We start from the raw sequence: 18,526 nt of genomic DNA, 5'->3' as shown, positions 1-18,526 counted from the left end.
GCCGTCAACGCACGTCGCGCGGGCGGAACTGTATGCTGACCCGCGGCCCGGTGGGCGCCGACGTCTTGGGCACCGCGTGCTCCCAGGTGCGCTGGCAGGACCCGCCCATCACCAGCAGGTCGCCGTGGGCCTGCGGCAGCCGCAGCGACGGGCCGCCCCCGCGCCGCCGCATCGCGAAAGTGCGGGTGGCGCCGAGGCTGACGATCGCCACCATGGTGTCCTGCGAGCTGCTGCGCCCGATCGTGTCGCCGTGCCAGGCGACGCTGTCGGAGCCGTCGCGGTAGCAGCACAACCCCACGGTGGTGAAGGGCTCGCCGAGCTCGCCGGCGTAGATGTCGTTGAGCCGGCGCCGCAGCCGCCCCAGCATCGGGTGGGGCGGTTCCTCGATCGCCAGGTCGTGGAAGCTGACCAGCCGCGGCACGTCGACCACCCGGTCGTACATGTGGCGGCGTTCGGCGCGCCACGGCACCGTCGCCAGCAGCTCGTCGAGCAGGTCGTCGACCCCGGTCAGCCAGGCGGCGCGGATCTCGATGAAGGCGCCGTCGCCGAGCTGCCTGCGCTCGGTGGCCTCGAAAAGCGAGCCTTGAACGGCGGTCCCCACGCACCACAGTTTATCGCACATCCGTTCGATGCGGGTCCGACCGGCTACCGTTTTCAGCGTGGGCGTCGTCGAGCTGGGCACCAATTCCGAGGTGGGCGCGCTGCGCGTCGTCATCCTGCACCGACCGGGCCCGGAGCTGCGCCGGCTCAACCCGCGCAACAACGACCAGCTGCTGTTCGACGCGGTGCCGTGGGTGGCGCGCGCCCAGGAGGAGCACGACCGGTTCGCCGGGCTGCTGCGCTCGCGCGGCGTCGAGGTGCTGCTGCTGTCCGACCTGCTGACCGAGGCGCTGTCGCACAGCGGCGCCGCCCGGATGCAGGGCGTCGCCGCCGCGGTGGACGCGCGCCGGCTCGGAACGCCGCTGGCGCAAGAGCTTTCGGCCTACCTGCGGGCGCTGGACCCGGTCAAGTTGGCCGACGTGCTGATGGCCGGCATGACGTTCAACGAGCTGCCGCCGGACACCCGCACCGACGTCTCGCTGGTGCTGCGGATGCACCACGGCGCGGACTTCGTCATCGAGCCGCTGCCCAACCTGGTGTTCACCCGGGACTCGTCGATCTGGATCGGGCCGCGGGTGGTGATCCCCACCCTGGCGCTGCGCGCCCGGGTCCGCGAGGCGTCCCTGACCGACCTCATCTACGCCCATCACCCCCGGTTCACGGGGGTGCGGCGCGCCTACGAGTCGCGCACCGCGCCCGTCGAGGGCGGCGACGTGCTGTTGCTCGCCCCCGGCGTCGTCGCCGTCGGGGTCGGGGAGCGGACCACCCCGGCCGGCGCGGAAGCGTTGGCGCGCAGCCTGTTCGAGGACAACCTGGCGACCACGGTGCTCGCGGTGCCGATCGCCCAGCGCCGTGCGCAGATGCACCTGGACACCGTGTGCACGATGGTCGACACCGACACCGTGGTGATGTACGCCAACATCGTCGACGCGCTCTCAGCGTTCACCATCCAGCGCACCCCCGGCGGCGTCGTCATCGGCGACGAGGCGCCGTTTCTGGAGGCCGCCGCCAGGGCGATGGGCATCGACAAGCTGCGGGTCATCGACACCGGGCTGGACCCGCTCGTCGCCGAGCGCGAGCAGTGGGACGACGGCAACAACACCCTGGCCCTCGCCCCCGGCGTGGTGGTCGCCTATGAGCGCAACGTGCAGACCAACGCGCGGCTGGCCGACGCGGGCATCGAGGTGCTGACGATCGCGGGGTCCGAGCTGGGCACCGGCCGCGGCGGCCCGCGGTGCATGTCGTGTCCGGTCGCCCGCGACGCTCTTTTTTAGCGCCGAGATTGCCGTCGTGGTTGTGGCCGGGGGCCTAATCACAGCCGTCACGGCAATTTCGGTGCGCGGGCCAGAGCCTCGCGCGCCCGTTGAACGACGACATTCGGCCGGTCCTCGTTGATCACCTTGATCACCTGCCAGCCAAGGCGATGGGCCATCTCGGCTCGCCGGATGTCGCGCACATACTGCCGCCGATCGGTCCGATGCTGGTCGCCGTCATATTCGAGGGCGACCATCGGTCCTTCCCATCCCATGTCGAGGTAGGCCACGAGTTGGCCGTCGGTGACACGGATCTGCGTGGTAGGCCGCGGCAAGCCGGCGTCGATGAGAACGAGCCGCAACCAGCTTTCTTTCGGCGACTGAGCCCCGCAGTCCATCAGCGACAGCGCGGCTTGGCATCGGCGCACGCCCCGTGCGCCCTTGTGGCGGTCGATCAGCGGCATCACCTCCGCGGCGGTGACACCGGTCGCTGCTGACAGCGCGTCGAGATTGGCGACCGCGACACCGCGCGGGAGATGTCGCGCGAGATCGAACGCCGTTCGGGTCGGATTGGTCACAGTTAGCCCGGCAATTTGCGTGACCTCGTCTGCGCCGATTTGTTCTCGGCGAACGATGAGGCCGGGGGGCGGGTGGTTGAACGGTCCGACGATCTCGATCGGGGTGAAATCGTCGACCCATCTGGCGCCGTGCAGCGCGGCGGCGGCGCGGCCCGCGATGATTCCTCGACGACCTGACCACAACCACGCCGCGTAGGTGTCGGTTCGCAGCGACCTATCCGCGTTCCTCGGTAGGTACACGTCGTGATGGAGTCTTCGGTAGTTCCAACGCAGCTGGCCGCGGGTAAGCGCGCCCCGCGCCATCGTCTCGCTCCCCAGAATGACCCTGGCCACGCGCACATCCTGGTCGCACGCCCCGACAATTCGCCGAGGTTGCGGCCAGGGTTGTGGATGGGGGTGGATCCACAGCCGCCACGGCAATCTCGGCGCAACGCGGAGGAAATCACCGCCAGCTGGGCAGCCAGATCTCCATGTTCCACGTCTGCTGGGAAATCGGCAGCCCCGTGAGCACCGGGAACAGCCAGGCGAAGTTGGTCACCACCAACGCGACGTAGCAGCTCACCGCGATCAGCCCCAGCGTGCGCCGCTCGGGGTTCTGGCGCCGCGCGTAGAGAACGTCACCGCAGATCAGCGCGAGGGCCATCGCCAAAAACGGCGCCATCGTCGCCGCGTAGAAGAAGTACATCTGCCGGTCGATGTCGGCGAACCAGGGTAGCCACCCCGCGCAATAGCCCACCAGGACCACCGCGTAGCGCCAGTCGCGGCGGACCAGCGTCCGCCACAGCGCGTAGACCAGCACCGGCACCGCCAGCCACCACATCGCCGGAGTGCCCACCAGCATCTCGGCCTTGACGCACGACTGCGGGCCGCAACCGGGCACGTTCTGCTGGTCGATGGCATACAGCACCGGGCGCAACGACATCGGCCAGCTCCACGGCTTGGACTCCCACGGGTGGTAGTTGCCGGCGGAGTTCGTCAGCCCCGCGTGGAACTGGAAAGCCTTGGCGCTGTAGTGCCACAGCGAGCGGATGGCGTCGGGCAGCGGCACCACCGAGTGCGGACCGATCGACTGCCCGACCTCGTGGCGGTCGATCGCGGTCTCCGAGGCGAACCACGGCGCGTAGCTGGCCAGGTACACCGCGACCGGGACGACCACCAGCGCGTAGGCCGTGGGGATCAAATCGCGCCCGCACACCCCCCGCCACGGGCTGGGCACCTGGTACTGGCGCCGGGCGGCCACGTCGAACGCCAACGACATCGCGCCGAAGAACAGCACGAAGTACAGGCCGGACCACTTTGTGCCGCAAGCCAATCCGAGCGACACCCCGGCCCCGAACCGCCACCAGCGCACCCCCAGCCGCGGGCCCCAGGGGGTTTCGGCGCTGCGGCCCTCCAGCAGCGCGACGTGCATGCGCTGGCGGACCTGGTCGCGGTCCACGATCAGCGCGCCGAACGCCGCGACCACGAAGAAGGTCAGCAGGCCGTCGAGCAACGCGGTGCGCGCGGTGACGAAGCTGACGCCGTCGCAGATGACCAGCACCCCGGCGATCGCGCCGACCAGCGTCGAGCGGCTGATCCGCCGCACGATCCGCATCACCAGCGCCACCATCACCACGCCGAGCAGCGCGCCGGTGAACCGCCAGCCCACCCCGTTGTAGCCGAAGAGCGCCTCGCCGATCGCGATCAGCTGCTTGCCGACCGGCGGGTGCACGACCAGGCCGAACCCCGGGTTGTCCTCCACGCCGTGGTTGTGCAGCACCTGCCAGGCCTGCGGCGCGTAGTGCTTCTCGTCGAACACCGGGGTGCCCGCATCGGTGGGCGAGCCCAGGTTGAGAAACCGGGTCACCGCCGCCAGCACGGCGATCACGCCGGTGACCACCCAGCCGCGGATGTGGTCGGTGGGCCCGAAGTCGGCGACCGGAACCAGCGGCCCCGGGCTGACGACGGGAACGACGCGCTCCACCGTCACGGAGGTTTCTTTGGGCGGGGCGGACATCGGTGTCGATCGTAGGCTGTCGCACATGACCTCCGGGCGCCTATTGCTGGGCGCGACCCCGCTGGGCCAGCCGTCGGATGCCTCGCCACGCCTGATCGACGCGCTGGCCCGCGCCGACGTTGTGGCCGCCGAGGACACCCGCCGGGTGCGAACTTTGGCCAAGGCGCTCGAGGTGGCGATCACCGGCCGGGTGGTCAGCCTCTACGACCGGGTCGAGGCCGCGCGGGCGCCCGCGCTGCTCGACGCGATCAAGGCGGGCGCGACGGTGCTGGTGGTCAGCGACGCCGGCATGCCGCTGATCAGCGACCCCGGCTACCGGCTGGTGACCGCCTGCGTGGAGGCGGGGATTCCGGTGACGTGCCTGCCCGGGCCGTCGGCGGTGACGACGGCGCTGGCCGTGTCCGGCCTGCCGTCGGAGCGGTTCTGCTTCGAGGGTTTTGCCCCGCGCCGCAAGGCCGCGCGCCGCACGTGGCTGGCGTCGCTGGCCGACGAGCGGCGCACCTGTGTGTTCTTCGAGTCGCCGCGGCGGTTGGCGGCGTGCCTGCGCGACGCCGCGGAGGAGCTCGGCGGCGCCCGCCGGGCCGTGGTGTGCCGGGAGCTGACCAAGGTGCACGAGGAGGTGGTGCGCGGCTCGCTCGACGAGTTGGCGACGTGGGCGGACGACGGGGTGCTCGGCGAGGTCACCGTCGTGTTGGCCGGCGCGACGCCGCGCGCCGACCTGCCCGCTCTGGTGGCCGAGGTGGAGAAGCTGGTCGCCGGCGGGGTCCGCGTCAAGGACGCCTGCAGCGAGGTGGCCGCGGCGCATCCGGACGTGCGCACGCGCCAGCTCTACGACGAGGTGTTGCGGCTACGCCGCGAGTGAGTCAGCCCGAGCAGATCCCGATGGGACCGAATCCCGGCGTGCACAGCCGCGGGAGCCCGATCGCCGGCGGACCGGGCAGCGGGGGCGGCGCCGGCAGGGCGGGCGGCGCCGCCGGGAGCGGGGGGAGCGCCGGCAACGCCGGAAGGGCCGGCGGGGCCGCGGGCAGCGCGGGCAGCGCCGGCAGGGCGGGCGGCGCCGCCGGCAGCGGGGGCAGCGCCGGTGCGGCCGGAAGCGGGGGCAGGGCGGGTGCGGCCGGCAGGCCGGCGGGCAACGCGGGCAGGCCGGCGGGCAACGCGGGCAGGGCCGGCAGGGCCACGTGCGAGGCGGCCGCCGCCACCGCCGGGATGGCCGCCGCCGCGCCCGGGATGGCCGCCGCGGCGGCCGGGACACTAAATCCCGGGATGGCGGGCAGGCCCAGCGTGAAGTTGCTGGGCAGCAGGCCCGCGTTCTTGAGGTAGACGAGCGCGATGGCGGCGGTGCTCAGCGTGGCCACCGCGCCGGTTCCGATGCCCACCACGCTTCCGCCCACGCCCACGACGCCCTGCACGACGGACAGGGCCACCGCCGCGTTGTTGGGTATGGCCGCCGCGGCCGGCAGGCCGGCCAGCGCGGGCAGCACGAGGGCGGGGTCGGGCAGGCCGCCCAGGTCGGTCGGGATGCCGCCGGGCAGGCCGACGCCCGGCACGCCGGCGCCGGGTGCGCCGCCGATGCCGGCCCCCGGCGAGCCGCCGATCCCGGGCACCGCGGCGGCGGCCGCGGGCCCACCGCCGGCCCCGGGCGGCGCGGGCGGCGCCACGACGTTGGCGGCCTCGGAGAACGGGGTGGCCGGCCCGCCCGCCTGCGCGGCGGGCGACCCCTGCGCCGGACCCGACGGGGCGGGCGCCTCGGGCATGATGACCGACGCCACCTTCTCGCAGACGACGCCCTTGCCGCACGTTCCCGTGGCGGGAATGGGCGTGCTGACCGAGGTCAGCGGCGTAACCGCCAGCGTTCCGCCCACGAAGGCGGACGCCGCGGCGCCCAAAACGGCGATTCTCATGACGGCCCCCTCTGGCTGTCGACTCGCGTGCCGGCGCGGTCAATCCCTGAAGCTTAGGCGGCCGCGGCGCCCGGCGCGGGGGGTTAGCCGAAATTCATCGACCGGCCGCCCGCTAGCCGACCGGCGCCGCCGCGGCCACCGGCGGCACCCCCACGATCGGGGCGGCCTTGTCCAGGCACTCCTGCCATTCGGCGTCGGGATCGGAATCGGCGGTGATCCCGCCGCCGACCCCCAGCACGGCGCCGCCGTCGGCGCCGAACTCGACGGTGCGGATCGCGACGTTCAGTTCGCACCCGGCGATCGGGGAGGCCAAACCGACTGTGCCGCAGTAAATTCCACGGCTGTTGTATTCCCATTGCGAAATGAGCTGCCGCGCACGGTGTTTGGGGGTGCCGGTGACCGAGGCCGGAGGGAAGGCGGCGTCCAGCAGCGCCGCCGTCGGGAGTTCGGGGGGCACCCGCGCCGAGACCGTGGATACCAGGTGCCACACGCCGGGCGCGCGACGCACGACCAACAGCTCGGGCACGGTGACGCTGCCCACCACCGCGACCCGGCCCAGGTCGTTGCGCACCAGGTCCACGATCATGATGTTTTCGGCGACGTCCTTGGTCGACGCGCGCAGCGCCGACGGCCAGGCGTCCAGCGGCAGGGTGCCCTTGATCGGGCTGGAGGTCACCACCGCCCCGCGCCGGCGCAGGAACAGCTCCGGGGACAGCGACGCCACCGCCCCCCACGGCCCCGCCAGATAGGCGGCCCGGGCCGGGGCGGTGCGGTCGACGCCGTCGATGAAGAAGTCCAGCGGCGCGCCGTGGACCGTTCCGGTGAATTGGGTGCACACGCAGGCCTGATAGACCTCGCCGGCGCGGATCGCCTCCAGGCAGGCCAGGACCCCGCCGCGGTGCGCGGCCCGGTCGGCGGCGCCCCAGTCGATGCGGCATTCTCGCGGCGGCGACGCCCCGGCCGCCAACGCGCCGCTCAGCCAGCCGGGCATCGCGGCGCCGGAGAGGCTTTCGTACCACCACTGCCCGCCGCGGTCGCGGCGCAGCACGCAGTCGGTCCAGCCGCCCGCGGCCGCGGGAATCCGGTTGGGCAGCCCGCCGGCGCCGGGATCGGGGTAGGACAGGTAACCGAGCCAGCCGCCGCCCACCGCCTCCGAATCCCGGGGGGCCTGGCGGACCGCGAACGCGTCGGCGGCGTCGGCCGGCCGCGCCGACAGGCTGGGCGCGATCACCGCCAGCGAGCCGAACCAGTCGCCGGTCAGCGCGGCGGGCGGCGGCAGCCCGAGCCCGGCGGCGGCGTCGCCGACGGCGCGCAGCACCCCGGGCGCGGCGCCCAGGTCGCCAAGCCGCTCGGTTCGCACCGCCCTAGTCTGCCGCTCACCCGCGGCTGATGTCGCGGGCGGTGGCCAGCGCCGCCAGCTTGCGCGGGTTGCGCATCACGTAGAAGTTGGTGATCTTGCCTTCGACGATCTCCAGCGTGATCACCCCCTCGAGCTGTTCGCCGAGGTAGAGCAGCACCGCCGGGGCGCTGTTGCACGTGACCGTGTCCACCCGGAACGGGGCCATTTCCGAGGCCCGGCGGACCAGCCCGGCGATCGCGCGGGCCACCCGCTCGGCGCCGACCACGGGACGGCGGGCGGCGCTGACGATGCCGCCGCTGTCGGCCGTCCAGGTGGCGTCCGGCGCGAGCATCGTCATCAGCGTTTCGACGTCACCGCCGGCCGCGGCGGCCAGGAACTGCGCGGTGATCTCGGCGTTGCGCTCGGGGTCGACCGTGTCGAAGCGCTTGCGCCGCGCCCGCACGTGTTCGCGGGCGCGGTGCGCGACCTGGCGCACGGTGGGCGCCGGTTTGCCGACCGCCGCGGCGATCTCGCCGTAGTCGAAGCCGAACACCTCGCGCAGCACGAACACCGCCCGCTCGTCGGGGCTCAGCGTCTCCAGCAGGACCAGCATCGCCATCGAAACCGATTCCGCCAGAACGACATCGGCCGACGGGTCCTGGTCGTCGAGCAGCAGCGGCTCGGGCAGCCAGGGTCCCACGTAGTCCTCGCGGCGGCGGGCGTCGGCGCGCAGCGCGTTGAGCGCCTGGCGGGTGACCAGCTGGGCCAGATAGGACTTCGTGTCGCGCACGGCCGACAGGTCCACGGCCGCCCACCGCAAGTAGCTGTCTTGCAGCACGTCGTCGGCCTCGGTCGCCGAGCCGAGGATCTCGTAGGCGATGGTGAACAGCAGCGGCCGCAGCAGCGTGAACCGTTCGGCGTGCTCGCCGCCGGCGGCCGTCATCGCGCCACGGGCCGCGGGTCGGCCGCCGGCTCCACCGGCCGGGAGCCGCCCTTGAACCAGAAGTAGGTGCCGGGCTTGGCCGCCTCGCGCCGGATGGCCCACAGCGTGGCCTTGCAGACGGCCTCCTTGACCGACGCCGTGAGCCGGCCGCCGACGGCCACGTTCACCGGGGTGTCGTCGGCGCGGGCGAACTGCAGGGTGGCGCGGGAGCGGCCCAGGCTGATGCATTGGCCCGTGAAGGCCTGGTTGATCGGCGCGGGTGTGGTCCCGCCGATGCGGCTGAGCACGGTCCTGGCGGCCTGGACGCCCAACGGCCCGGCGGCCTGGCAGCTCATCCGCAGCGGCCGGCCCGACGGCGCGGCCGCGTCGCCCGCGGCGACGATGCGCTGGTCGTCGACGCTGGTCAGCGTCTCGTCGGTGAGCAGCCGGCCCAGCGCGTCGGTGCTCAGCCCGCTGCGGGCGGCCAGGTCCGGCACGGCGAAACCCGCCGTCCACACCGTCGCGGCGCTGGGCAGCACGGACCCGTCGGCCAGCACCACCGAATCCCAGCGCACCTCGGCCGCGGCCGCGGATTCCAGCACGCTGACGCCCAGCTTGCGCAGTTGTTTGCCGACCGAGCGCCGGCCCCGGTCGCTCAGCGACGGGCCGAGGATGCCGCCGCACAGCAGGGTCACCGGGCGTCCCTGCTCGCCGAGCTCGGAAGCCGTTTCGATGCCGGTCAGCCCGCCGCCGACGACGGTGACGGGCATGGCCAGCGGCAGGTCGGCCAGGGCGTAGCGCAGCCGCTGCGCGCTTTCCAGGTCGGCCACCGAGTGCGCGTACTCGGCGGCGCCGGGCACCGTGTCCGGCACCGCTCCGGTGCTGCCGACGGCGTAGACCAGGTAGTCGTAGTCCAGTACGCCGCCCGAGGACAGCGCCAGCCGCCGGTCGACGGCGTCGATGCGCTCGACGGTGTCCACGACCAGCGCGATCTCGTCGCCCAGCAGGGTGTCGTAGTCGGCGATCGCGGCGCCGGTGTCGGCGGCCAGTTGGTGCAGGCGGATCCGCTCGACGAAGACCGGGCGCGCGTTGACCAGGGTGACGTCGAGGTCGGCAAGCTGCCGCAGGTGGTTGGCGGCCAGCGTTCCGGAGTATCCGCCGCCGACGACGACGACATGGGTTCTTGGGGCGGCCAGTTCGGTCATTTCCTGTCTCCTCTCATGGGACTCGTGCCCTTGAGACACCGCAGGCCGGCCCGGCGTGACAGGCCGGCGCTGTGAGCTGGCTCACTCGCGTCGGCGGTCAGCCGCCCGTGGGGAGGAAGACGAAGTTGTTGACGTAGACGCCGTGGGCGGCCCAGCCGTCCTCGCGGCCGCCGATGTTCGCCGGGTTTTGGTGGCGGGCCGCGTCGAACTCCTCGACGGGCCGGCGGCCCTCGCCGGCGTCGAAGTAGCCCTCGTAGCCCAGCCCGCTCAGCAATTCGGTGATCGCGGCGACGGCGTCGGGGTGGTGGCGCTCCTCGGCTTCGACCAGGACCGCCGGCCGGTTGCGCGCGAGTGTGCCTGTCGCACCGCGCAATACGGCCAATTCGTGGCCCTCGACGTCGATCTTGACCAGCCCCACGTCGTCGAGCCCCAGATCGTCGAGCCGCTTGACCGGCACGTCGATGCTCGCGATCGCGCCGCCGCCGGCGTCGCCCAGGGCGTTGTCGGTGTCGATGGTGCTGCGGCCGGGGTCGGATTCCACCACCCGCATGGTCGTCACGCCGGGCTTGTCCGACAGCGCAACGGCTTCCACCCGCACCGGGGCGCCGACCGCGCCGAACATCGTCGCCAGGTCGCGGGCCTGCGCCGGCCGCGGTTCGAACGCGATCACCGACCGCGACGACGCCAGCATCGCGATCGTGAATTCGCCGACGTCGGCGCCGATGTCCAGTGAGACGCGGTCGGGATCGCACAGCGAGGCGACCAGTTGCACGTCCGGTCGCGATTCGCCGAGGCGCTGCAGGATGCCGTACTTGCGCCGCCAGAACAGGCCGGGAGCCAAGGTCTTTGCCGCCGGCGCGAGCCAGCGTTTCGCCGAGCGTGCGACTGGCATCTGCGGTGCTCTCCGTCCTGGTCGGGTCCCGTTCCAGCGGGGCTGAGCCGGGTCGCACATGATACGCTTCCAGCCTATTCGCGACCTGCCCCGGGCCGGATGCGACCGACCAAACTGGAAGACGAATTTCCTGATTGGGCCCCCGACAAGGCCGCGCCCAGCTGGACCTGTGCCCCCTCGGAGGAGTCCTTGCCTCGCAGCCTGGATCTCGTCGTCACCTCCGTGGCCACCCAGCTGATGGAGGCCACGGGATCGACCGCGACCAAGGTCAGCGAACGGGTGCTCGCCCAGCTCGTCGAGCAGTTCGATCTCGACGCCGGCTTCCTGCGCCACCACGACCACGACATCCGCGCCTCGGTGCTGGTCGCCGAGTGGCCGCCGCGCACCGACGTTCCCGACCCGGATCCGCTGGCCGTCGTCCACTTCACCAGCGCCGACCCGGTGCTGGCCCAGTGCGAACACGGCCGCAAGCCGGTCGTGATCCGGCCGGAGCAGAACAACCGCGCGCTGCCGCGCCGCCTCGGGGGCGCCAAGCAGCCCACGTCGCCGTCGGTGGCCGCCGCGCCGCTGGTCTCGGGCGAGATCACCACGGGCGTCCTCGGTTTCGTCAAGAACGGCGCCCGCAAGTGGAAGCAAGAAGAGATCAACACGCTGGAGGCCGTCGCCGCCCTGTTCGCGCAGCTGCAGGCGCGGATCGCGGCCGAGGAAAAGCTGCGGTATCTGGCCGAGCACGACGACCTGACCGGCCTGTACAACCGGCGCGCGTTGGTGGCGCACCTGGCCGAACGGCTCGCGCCCGGAAGCCCCGGTCCGGTCGCGGTGTTGTACCTCGACCTGGACCGGCTCAAGCCGATCAACGACTACCTCGGCCACACCGCGGGCGACTGGTTCATCCGGGTGTTCGCGCAACGCATTCGGGTGTGCGCGGGCAGCCAGAGCATGATCGCCCGGCTGGGCGGCGACGAGTTCGTCGTCATCCCCGACCCGCCGATGTCGACGGGGACCGCGGAGTCGTTCGCGCGGCGCCTGGGGGCCATGCTGCGCGAGCGGCTGGCCATCGGCGGGCACATGATCACCCGCACCGTGAGCATCGGGCTTGCGGTGGGCATGCCGGGGCGCGACAACAGCACCGACCTGCTGCGCCGGGCCGACGAGGCCGTGTTGACCGCCAAGCGCGGCGGCGGCAACCAGGTGGCGCTGTCCACCGATGACATGTCGCTGAAGTCGGCCTTCCGCAACGACATCGAGCTGCACCTGCAGGGCGACATCGACAGCGAGGCGCTGCTGCTGCACTACCTGCCGGAGGTCGACCTGTGGACCGGGGCCATCGTGGCCGCGGAGGCGCTGGTGCGCTGGCGGCACCCGATCTGGGGGCTGCTGCTGCCGGACTCGTTCATCGGGGTGGCCGAGTCGACCAACCTCGCCGGGGAGTTGGGCCGCTGGGTGATGCGAAGCGCCTGCGCGGAATTCAGCCGATGGCGGGCCAATGGCGTTGGGCAGAGCGCGATCCTGCGCATCAACGTGTCGCCGATCCAGCTGATCACCCGCGGCTTCGTGCGCAGCGTCGCCGACACCATCGAGGAGTTCGGCATCGACGGCGGCTCGGTGTGCCTGGAGATCACCGAACGCGCCGTGGTGCACGACATCGAAACCACCCGCAAGACGCTGGCCGAGCTCAAGGAGGTCGGCGTCCAGATCGCCATCGACGACTTCGGCACCGGCTACGCGGTGCTGTCGCACCTGAAGTCGCTGCCGGTGGACATGCTCAAGATCGACACCGGCTTCGTCCGCGACCTGGGCACCAACGCCGGCGACCTGGCCATCGTCCGGGCCATCATCGGGCTGGCCGAGGCCTTCGGCCTGCAACTGGTCGCCGAGGGAGTCGAAACCCCCGCCGCCGCACTGACTTTGATGCAGCACGGGTGCCACCGCGCGCAGGGGTTCCTGCTGTCGCGGCCGGTGCCGGGCAACGCGATGGAGGCGTTGCTGTCCGCGCGGTGGATGCCGATGCCGTTCCTCGCCGACCGCGAGGCGCTGTCGTTAGGTGCGATCTAGCCCGGTGTTGCGTTCAATGAAAAAGGGCAAAAGGGCGCTTGTCGCCGTACTCGCGTGCACGGCGCTGCTGCTGAACGGCTGCGGTGGTCACCCCAACCCCGGCCCGCTGTCGGCGATGGTCTTTCCGGCCATCCCCGCCACCGTCCAGGAGATCCCGAACCCGCTGCGCGGCCAGTACGAGGACTTGTTGGTTCCGCTGTTCCCGCAAGGCAATCCGGCGCAGCAGCGGTACCCGGCGTGGCCCGCCTCCTACGACGCCGGCCTGCGCCTGTCGTGGCGACAGCTGCAGCCCATCGACCCGCACACCCTGCCGCCCGACGCCCCCGACGACCGCAAGTTCGACTTCAGCGCGATCGACGACGCGCTGACCAAGCTGGGCGCCCGCAACATGCGGCTGATGCTGCGGGTATACGCCTACAACTCGTGCTGTAACGCCTCGTATCCGAACAACACGAACCTTGCCGTGCCCGACTGGGTACGCGCGGCTCCCGGCACCACCACCGACTATTCGTCGCCGCCGAACAGCCCGACGCCCGGGGTGACGCAGGTGGTGCCCAACTGGAACAACCCCGCCTACCTCAACGCGTTCGGGGATCTGCTGGCCGCGCTGGGCCGCCGCTACGACGGCGACGAGCGGCTGAGCGTGTTCGAGTTCTCCGGCTATGGGGACTTCAGCGAGAACCACGTCGCGTACCTGCGTGACGCGCTGAACGCGCCGGGTCCGTCACCCGACGACAGCGAGGCGATGCTGGGGTATTACAGCCAGTTTCGCGATCAAAGCATCAACAAGGCGTCCATCGGGCAGCTGGTCGCCGCGAACGTCGCCGCGTTTCCCCACACGCAACTGGTGGTCACGCCTCAGAATCCCGAGATCGTGCGCGAGTTGCTGGCCGACGACGTGACCAACAAGCTGTCCGCGCCGGTGGGCATCCGCTCGGACTGCCTCGGGGTGCAGGCGCCCCTGCCGGCGTGGGCGGAGACCAACGACTCGCACTACGTGCGGGCCAACGACGGCGTCGTCAACGCGATCAAGCAGCGGATGGCCGCCGCGCCGGTGATCACCGAATGGTGCGAGCTGCCCGGCGGCACCGACCCGCGGTCCTACTACGAAAAGGGTCTGCACGACGTCGTCCGCTACCACGTGTCGATGACGTCGAGCGCCAACTTCGCCGACCGCGACTCCAATTCTGCGATGGACCCGAAGCTGTTTCTGCTGTGGGCCCAGGCCAATACCGCGGCGGGCTACCGGTATTCGGTCGAGGCCCGGCCCGGCTCGCAATCGATACAGGGCAAGGTGGCGACCATCTCCGTCGTCTGGACCAACTACGGCTCGGCGGCCGCCACCGAGCACTGGGCGCCGGGCTACAAACTGGTCGACTTCTCCGGGACGGTGGTGCGCAGCCTGCCCGCGACGGTCAACCTCAAGACGCTGGTGCACGACGACACCAGCTCCTCCCGCGAGGAGGCCGTCCCGGCGTCGTCGACCGAGACCGTGCGCATCGACCTGGCGGGCCTGGCGCCAGGACACTACACGCTGCGCGCGTCGGTGGACTGGCAACAGCACAAGCCCGGCGCGTCGCACGTGGTGAACTACGCGCCGATGGCGCTGGCCCGCGACGGCCGAGATCCCGCGGGGCTGTATCCGATTGCGACCCTGGACATCCCGCGCGACACCACGACGCCGTCAGCCAACGGTCAGTGACCTGTCACGCTTGGCGTGGGCGGACCACAGCGCGGCCAGCGACCCGTACCAGCGGGTCAGCCCGAAGTCGGTGGCGCGGTCGCGAGCGGCGGCGCCCAACCGGGTGCGCAGACCCTCGTCGGTAACCAGGGCGGTGAGCGCGCCGGCGATCTGCTCCGGCGCGCCGGGCTGCACCACCAGGCCGGTGACCCCGTCGCTGATGGCCTCGCCGATGCTACCGACCGTCGTGGTCACCGGCGCCAACCCGTAGGCCATGGCCTCCAGCAGCGCCATGGGCAGGCCCTCTTCGTGGCTGGGCAGCAGGAAAACGTGTGCGGCGCTGAGGAGTTCGTCGCGGGCGGCCGGGTCCAGCCAGCCGGCCACGTGAACCGTCTCGGCGAGGCCGGCTGCCGCCACCGCGGCGCGCACCGCGTCGGCGTCGCCGTCCCCGGCCAATGTCACGCGCAGCCGGGCGCGGATCGCCGGATCGAGCGCGGCCACGGCCGAGACGATGTCGTAGCTGCCCTTGCGGACCCCCATCCGGCCCAGCGCCACGGCATGCACGCGCTCGACGCCCGCCTGGCCCACCGGGGCGGGCGGGATCCGGACGGCGTTGTGCAGCACGCTGATTCGATCGTCATCCAGCCGCAGCCGGCTCGCGTACTCCTCGACGTGGCGCTCCCCGAGCACCAGCCAGTGATCGGCGACGAGCGCGCGGCGCACCGCGCTCCGCGCCGCCGGCGAGAGCCGGTCGAACCAGCCGCCGAAGTCGTAGCTGTGCCCGTGCACCACGGCAGGCACGCCCGCCCGCCGCGCCGCCCACAGCGGCGCCGCCTTGCGCAGCACGCTGCCGCCGTGGGCCAGGTTCACGTGCAGCACGTCGGCGCGCCCGCGCAGCAGCAACCAACTGGCCCACAGCATTCCGCGCACGCCGACCAGCAGCCTGACCCACCGCGCGCTGTCCACGTAGGTGGGCACCGCCGTGACGCGGATGCGTTCGTCCGGGTGTGCGGCCAGCAATGCGGCCACCGTCGCCATGCCGCCGCGGCTGTTGTTGGCGGCGGGCGCCGGCCCCACCACCAGCACCCGCAGTCGTTGGGCGCTCACCGCGGCGACCCGACCAGCTGAGGCGCGGGTTGCTCTTCCGCGCCGGACTGCCGCGGAAGTCGGGCGTACGCCAGCGCCGCGCCCAGCGCCATACCCAGGGTCAGCGAGTTGGCCGGGTCCTCGGGGAGCGGATCGACGATGCACATCACCAACAGCCCGACGCTGACCGCCGCGGCGACCTTCGCCGGCGCCGACACGCTGCGCAACGCCCGGGCCAGCGGCGTGAGCGCGAACGCCGCGAACGCGGCCATGCCGGCCGCGCCGGCCTTGGCCAGCCACCACAGGTAGAAGTTGTGCGCGTAGGTGGTGCCCAGCGTGTTGGTGAACTCGTCCGGGTCGTTGCCGAACGGCTGCTGGTAGGCATAGCCGAGGCCGTGGCCGAACACCGGGGCCTGGGCGATCGCGCGGTCGAGGTTGGCGTCCTCGGCCAGCCGGGCCAGCGTCGAGGAGTCGGCGGCGAGCGCCTGCTTGGACACCCCGCCCAGCACGCGGTGGGTGAACCCGGCGATCTGGTGGCCGAGCCATTCGCCGGCCGTCGAGTGCTGCAGCAAAAACATCGCACCGGGCACCGCCACCGCCAGGATCACCGCGCCGGCGATGACCAGCCTGGCCGCGCGGCTCAGCGACGACCAGCTCAGGGTGACCAGGAAGGCCACCACCGCGGCCACCCCCACGCAGATCAGCGTGTTACGGGAGAACGCGAGCATCGAAATGATCAGGGCGGGTGGGCCATACACGAAAAACGTCAGGGGTCTGACCCGGCCGACGATGCCGGCCGCGACGAGCACGGTGAGCACGGCGATGGACGGCGTGAGGGTGTTGGTGATGATCCGGATGGCGGCGTCGCCCGTCGTCCCGTCCAGGCTTTCCGCCCGGCCGGCCAGGTGGATCACGTGCAGCGAAGACAACACGGCCAGACCCGCCGATATCCACAGGGTGAAGCCGATCGCCTGCACGACCCCCTTGACGTAGCCGCCGTAGACCATCAGCACCGCGAGGACGAACCCGGCGACCATCTCCAACAGGAACGTCGCCTCGTGGATGATCGACCGCGGGTTGTGTCCCGTCGCGAACCCGACCGCGGCGAAGTAGACGACCGTCGCGGAGAACATCAGCGGCAGTGCGAAATCGGAGAGGCGTGGCCGCACCAGCGGTATCAAATAGCAGATCGCGAGGAACAGCGGCACGTGGTGGCCGTAGATCGCCACCGGGCCAATGACTTTGCCGGGCGGCAGGCCCTGGGGCAGCGACGCGAACGCCAAGAAGAGGCCGAGCCAGATCATGGCCTCACGCTTGGTCCAGTAGACGATCACCGAGAACGTCGCCCCGATCAGCATCACCCCCTGGGTGGTGTTGCGCACCGACAGCACGCCGAAGGCGAAGCAGCCCAACGCGAATACCGTCAGGATGGCCCCCGACATCGCCAGCCGGTGCCGGCTGCGCAGGTACAGGATCACGCCGAGCGGCCCACCTTCGCCCGGTAGGTGCGGGCCGACGCCCTGGCGTGCCGCGGCATCCGAGCGTCGGTCAGCACGGTGCCGACGACGTCGGCGCCCGCCGCGCGCAACGCGACCAACGCGTCGCGCAGCTCGTCCTCGGTGGTGCGCCCGGCCCGCACGACCAGCACCGTGGCCTGCACCGCCCCGGCCAGCAGGCCGGAGTCGGCCGTCGCCAGCACCGGCGGACCGTCGACCACCGTGCGGTCGAAGCTGGCCGACACGTCGTGCAGCACCTTGTCGAGCACCTCCGGCAGGTAGGCGCTGCTGGGCAGCGTGTCGCGGCGCACCGCGCGCGCCGCCAGCACGAAGAGCCGCGGAATCGACGTCGGCTTAACGGCTTCCGTCGCGATGTCGGGATCGGCCAGCGCGTTGCCCAGCCCCTCACCGGAGTCGACCTTGAGCAGCCCCGCGATCACCGGGCGGCGGGTGTCGCCCTCGACGAGCAGGGCCTCCTCGCCCGACTCGGCGAACGCCCGCGCCAGGTTCACCGCCGTCGTCGTCGTCCCCTCACCGCCGAACGGCGACGTCAGCAGGACCCGGCGCGTCCCCGGCTCCATCGCGCGCAGCAGCCGCGCGCGCAGGCCGCGGACCGCGTCGTCGAACGAGATGTTGGTGCCGAATCGCGGTGCGGTGCCGCGCTTTCCGGGCAGTTCGGCCAGCGTCGGCAATTCCGAGAGCCGTTCCAGCTTGGCGCGGTCGCGCACGGTGCGGTCGGCGGCCTCACGGGTCAGCGCCACCCCGGTCCCCAGGAGCAGCCCGGCGGCCAGCCCCATGGCCATGTTGCGCGCCGGCACCGGCTTGATCGGGCTGTCCGGGACGCCCGGCTGCTCGATCACCGTGGCCCTGGCCACCGGGACAGTCGGGGACGGCTGCGGCGGCAGACCGGTGGGGGAGACCAGCGGCGGGGCCTGCGGGTCCGGCAGCGGGGGCGTTTCGGCGCCGGGCTGTGTCGCGGGCTGGCCGTCGGCGTCCTGCGACGGCGGCGCCTGCGGGGCGGGCGGCTGGGGCGGGGGCGCCAGGGGCGGTCCGCTGCTCACCAGCGCGACCGGATCGCGCGGGGTGACGCCGAGGGTGCCGACCATCCCGGCGAACGTGTCGGCCATCGCCTTCGCCAGTGCCGCGGCGCGATTGGGGTCGGTGTCGGTGACCGAGATGGTGAACAGCGTCGACTTGGCGGTGAAGTCCACGTGCGTCTCGGCGGCCAGGACGTCCGCACTGACCGGCAGATGGAACTGTTTGACCGCGCGCTCGGCCACGGCGTGCCCGCCGGCGATCGCCGCGTAGGACGACAGCCGCTCCTGGACGGCCTGCGTTCCGGAGTACACCTGGGCCAGGTCGGTCTCCCCGGAGAACGAGATGAGGACGGTGGCCGCCGACTGGTAGCTCTTCGTCTGGAACGCGGTGACGGCCGCGGCCCCGGCCAGGCAGGCCAGCAGCGCGCCGGCGAACAGCTTCCAGTGCGCCACCAGCGTCCGGACAAACGTGCGGAAATCCATGA

Annotated in this window: 15 protein-coding genes; 4 read left to right on the top strand and 11 right to left on the bottom strand. The window is 72.1% G+C overall.

Translation table 11 applies throughout. The annotated features are described in order from the left end of the window. Positions 1 to 4 precede the first annotated feature (4 nt). Positions 5 to 601, bottom strand: a complete 597-nt coding sequence (locus tag AC5Y4Z_RS23860; RefSeq protein ID WP_499967384.1) for an alpha-ketoglutarate-dependent dioxygenase AlkB — start codon at positions 599 to 601, stop codon at positions 5 to 7. 58 nt (positions 602 to 659) lie between these two features. Here AC5Y4Z_RS23860 and arcA point away from each other — a divergent pair, with 58 nt between their 5' ends. After that, positions 660 to 1,874, top strand: coding sequence for an arginine deiminase (gene arcA, locus AC5Y4Z_RS23855; RefSeq protein WP_499967383.1), 1,215 nt, complete (start codon positions 660 to 662; stop codon positions 1,872 to 1,874). A 47-nt stretch (positions 1,875 to 1,921) separates the two neighbouring features. On the opposite strand, the gene AC5Y4Z_RS23850 is transcribed toward arcA, so the two are convergent. Both AC5Y4Z_RS23850 and AC5Y4Z_RS23845 read right to left on the bottom strand, forming a co-directional pair. Beyond that, positions 1,922 to 2,764, bottom strand: coding sequence for a type IV toxin-antitoxin system AbiEi family antitoxin (locus AC5Y4Z_RS23850; protein ID WP_499967382.1), 843 nt, complete (start codon positions 2,762 to 2,764; stop codon positions 1,922 to 1,924). Positions 2,765 to 2,873: 109 nt separating this feature from the next. After that, positions 2,874 to 4,427, bottom strand: a complete 1,554-nt coding sequence (locus AC5Y4Z_RS23845; RefSeq protein ID WP_499967381.1) for a dolichyl-phosphate-mannose--protein mannosyltransferase — start codon at positions 4,425 to 4,427, stop codon at positions 2,874 to 2,876. A gap of 25 nt (positions 4,428 to 4,452) precedes the next feature. On the opposite strand from AC5Y4Z_RS23845, the gene rsmI reads away from it, so the two are divergent. Then, a complete protein-coding gene (rsmI, locus tag AC5Y4Z_RS23840) occupies positions 4,453 to 5,289 on the top strand; it encodes a 16S rRNA (cytidine(1402)-2'-O)-methyltransferase (protein ID WP_499967380.1) in 837 nt (278 codons plus the stop codon). Position 5,290: 1 nt separating this feature from the next. On the opposite strand, the gene AC5Y4Z_RS23835 is transcribed toward rsmI, so the two are convergent. The 5 genes from AC5Y4Z_RS23835 to AC5Y4Z_RS23815 form a co-directional block, all read right to left on the bottom strand. Beyond that, on the bottom strand, positions 5,291 to 6,328 hold the full coding sequence (locus AC5Y4Z_RS23835) for a hypothetical protein (RefSeq protein ID WP_499967379.1): 1,038 nt from the start codon (positions 6,326 to 6,328) through the stop codon (positions 5,291 to 5,293). A gap of 112 nt (positions 6,329 to 6,440) precedes the next feature. After that, complete coding sequence (locus AC5Y4Z_RS23830; RefSeq protein WP_499967378.1) at positions 6,441 to 7,688, bottom strand: aminodeoxychorismate synthase component I; 1,248 nt, start codon at positions 7,686 to 7,688, stop codon at positions 6,441 to 6,443. Between the two features lie 16 nt (positions 7,689 to 7,704). After that, the gene (locus AC5Y4Z_RS23825; RefSeq protein WP_499967377.1) at positions 7,705 to 8,610 is read right to left on the bottom strand and encodes an RNA polymerase sigma-70 factor; all 906 of its coding nucleotides are present in this window, start codon (positions 8,608 to 8,610) and stop codon (positions 7,705 to 7,707) included. Continuing rightward, the gene (locus AC5Y4Z_RS23820; RefSeq protein WP_499967376.1) at positions 8,607 to 9,794 is read right to left on the bottom strand and encodes an NAD(P)/FAD-dependent oxidoreductase; all 1,188 of its coding nucleotides are present in this window, start codon (positions 9,792 to 9,794) and stop codon (positions 8,607 to 8,609) included. Before AC5Y4Z_RS23820 ends, AC5Y4Z_RS23825 begins: the two co-directional genes overlap by 4 nt. Before the next feature lie 97 nt (positions 9,795 to 9,891). Next, entirely contained in the window at positions 9,892 to 10,686 is a 795-nt protein-coding gene (locus AC5Y4Z_RS23815) for an FkbM family methyltransferase (protein WP_499967375.1), read from the bottom strand. A gap of 189 nt (positions 10,687 to 10,875) precedes the next feature. Here AC5Y4Z_RS23815 and AC5Y4Z_RS23810 point away from each other — a divergent pair, with 189 nt between their 5' ends. Next, a complete protein-coding gene (locus AC5Y4Z_RS23810; protein WP_499967374.1) occupies positions 10,876 to 12,741 on the top strand; it encodes a putative bifunctional diguanylate cyclase/phosphodiesterase in 1,866 nt (621 codons plus the stop codon). A 16-nt stretch (positions 12,742 to 12,757) separates the two neighbouring features. After that, positions 12,758 to 14,443, top strand: coding sequence for a hypothetical protein (locus tag AC5Y4Z_RS23805; RefSeq protein WP_499967373.1), 1,686 nt, complete (start codon positions 12,758 to 12,760; stop codon positions 14,441 to 14,443). On the opposite strand, the gene AC5Y4Z_RS23800 is transcribed toward AC5Y4Z_RS23805, so the two are convergent. Genes AC5Y4Z_RS23800 through AC5Y4Z_RS23790 form a run of 3 tightly spaced genes read right to left on the bottom strand, consistent with a single transcriptional unit; the run spans position 14,426 to position 18,524 of the window. Next, the gene (locus tag AC5Y4Z_RS23800) at positions 14,426 to 15,529 is read right to left on the bottom strand and encodes a glycosyltransferase family 4 protein (RefSeq protein ID WP_499967372.1); all 1,104 of its coding nucleotides are present in this window, start codon (positions 15,527 to 15,529) and stop codon (positions 14,426 to 14,428) included. The genes AC5Y4Z_RS23805 and AC5Y4Z_RS23800 overlap by 18 nt on opposite strands. Then, the gene (locus tag AC5Y4Z_RS23795) at positions 15,526 to 16,986 is read right to left on the bottom strand and encodes an O-antigen ligase family protein (protein ID WP_499967371.1); all 1,461 of its coding nucleotides are present in this window, start codon (positions 16,984 to 16,986) and stop codon (positions 15,526 to 15,528) included. Before AC5Y4Z_RS23795 ends, AC5Y4Z_RS23800 begins: the two co-directional genes overlap by 4 nt. After that, positions 16,983 to 18,524, bottom strand: coding sequence for a tyrosine-protein kinase domain-containing protein (locus AC5Y4Z_RS23790; RefSeq protein WP_499967370.1), 1,542 nt, complete (start codon positions 18,522 to 18,524; stop codon positions 16,983 to 16,985). The genes AC5Y4Z_RS23795 and AC5Y4Z_RS23790 overlap by 4 nt, the downstream gene beginning before the upstream one ends. Between the last annotated feature and the right edge of the window lie 2 nt (positions 18,525 to 18,526).

This window comes from Mycobacterium sp. NGS63, from assembly GCF_059812295.1.
This window is presented reverse-complemented; position numbering and strand designations above follow the sequence as displayed.

Coding starts and splice junctions, on each gene's coding strand:
- AC5Y4Z_RS23845 (WP_499967381.1), bottom strand. CDS start 4,427: ATGTCCGCCCCGCCCAAAGAAACCTCCGTGACGGTGGAGCGCGTCGTT.
- AC5Y4Z_RS23835 (WP_499967379.1), bottom strand. CDS start 6,328: ATGAGAATCGCCGTTTTGGGCGCCGCGGCGTCCGCCTTCGTGGGCGGA.
- rsmI (WP_499967380.1), top strand. CDS start 4,453: ATGACCTCCGGGCGCCTATTGCTGGGCGCGACCCCGCTGGGCCAGCCG.
- AC5Y4Z_RS23815 (WP_499967375.1), bottom strand. CDS start 10,686: ATGCCAGTCGCACGCTCGGCGAAACGCTGGCTCGCGCCGGCGGCAAAG.
- AC5Y4Z_RS23790 (WP_499967370.1), bottom strand. CDS start 18,524: ATGGATTTCCGCACGTTTGTCCGGACGCTGGTGGCGCACTGGAAGCTG.
- AC5Y4Z_RS23805 (WP_499967373.1), top strand. CDS start 12,758: ATGAAAAAGGGCAAAAGGGCGCTTGTCGCCGTACTCGCGTGCACGGCG.
- AC5Y4Z_RS23825 (WP_499967377.1), bottom strand. CDS start 8,610: ATGACGGCCGCCGGCGGCGAGCACGCCGAACGGTTCACGCTGCTGCGG.
- AC5Y4Z_RS23820 (WP_499967376.1), bottom strand. CDS start 9,794: ATGACCGAACTGGCCGCCCCAAGAACCCATGTCGTCGTCGTCGGCGGC.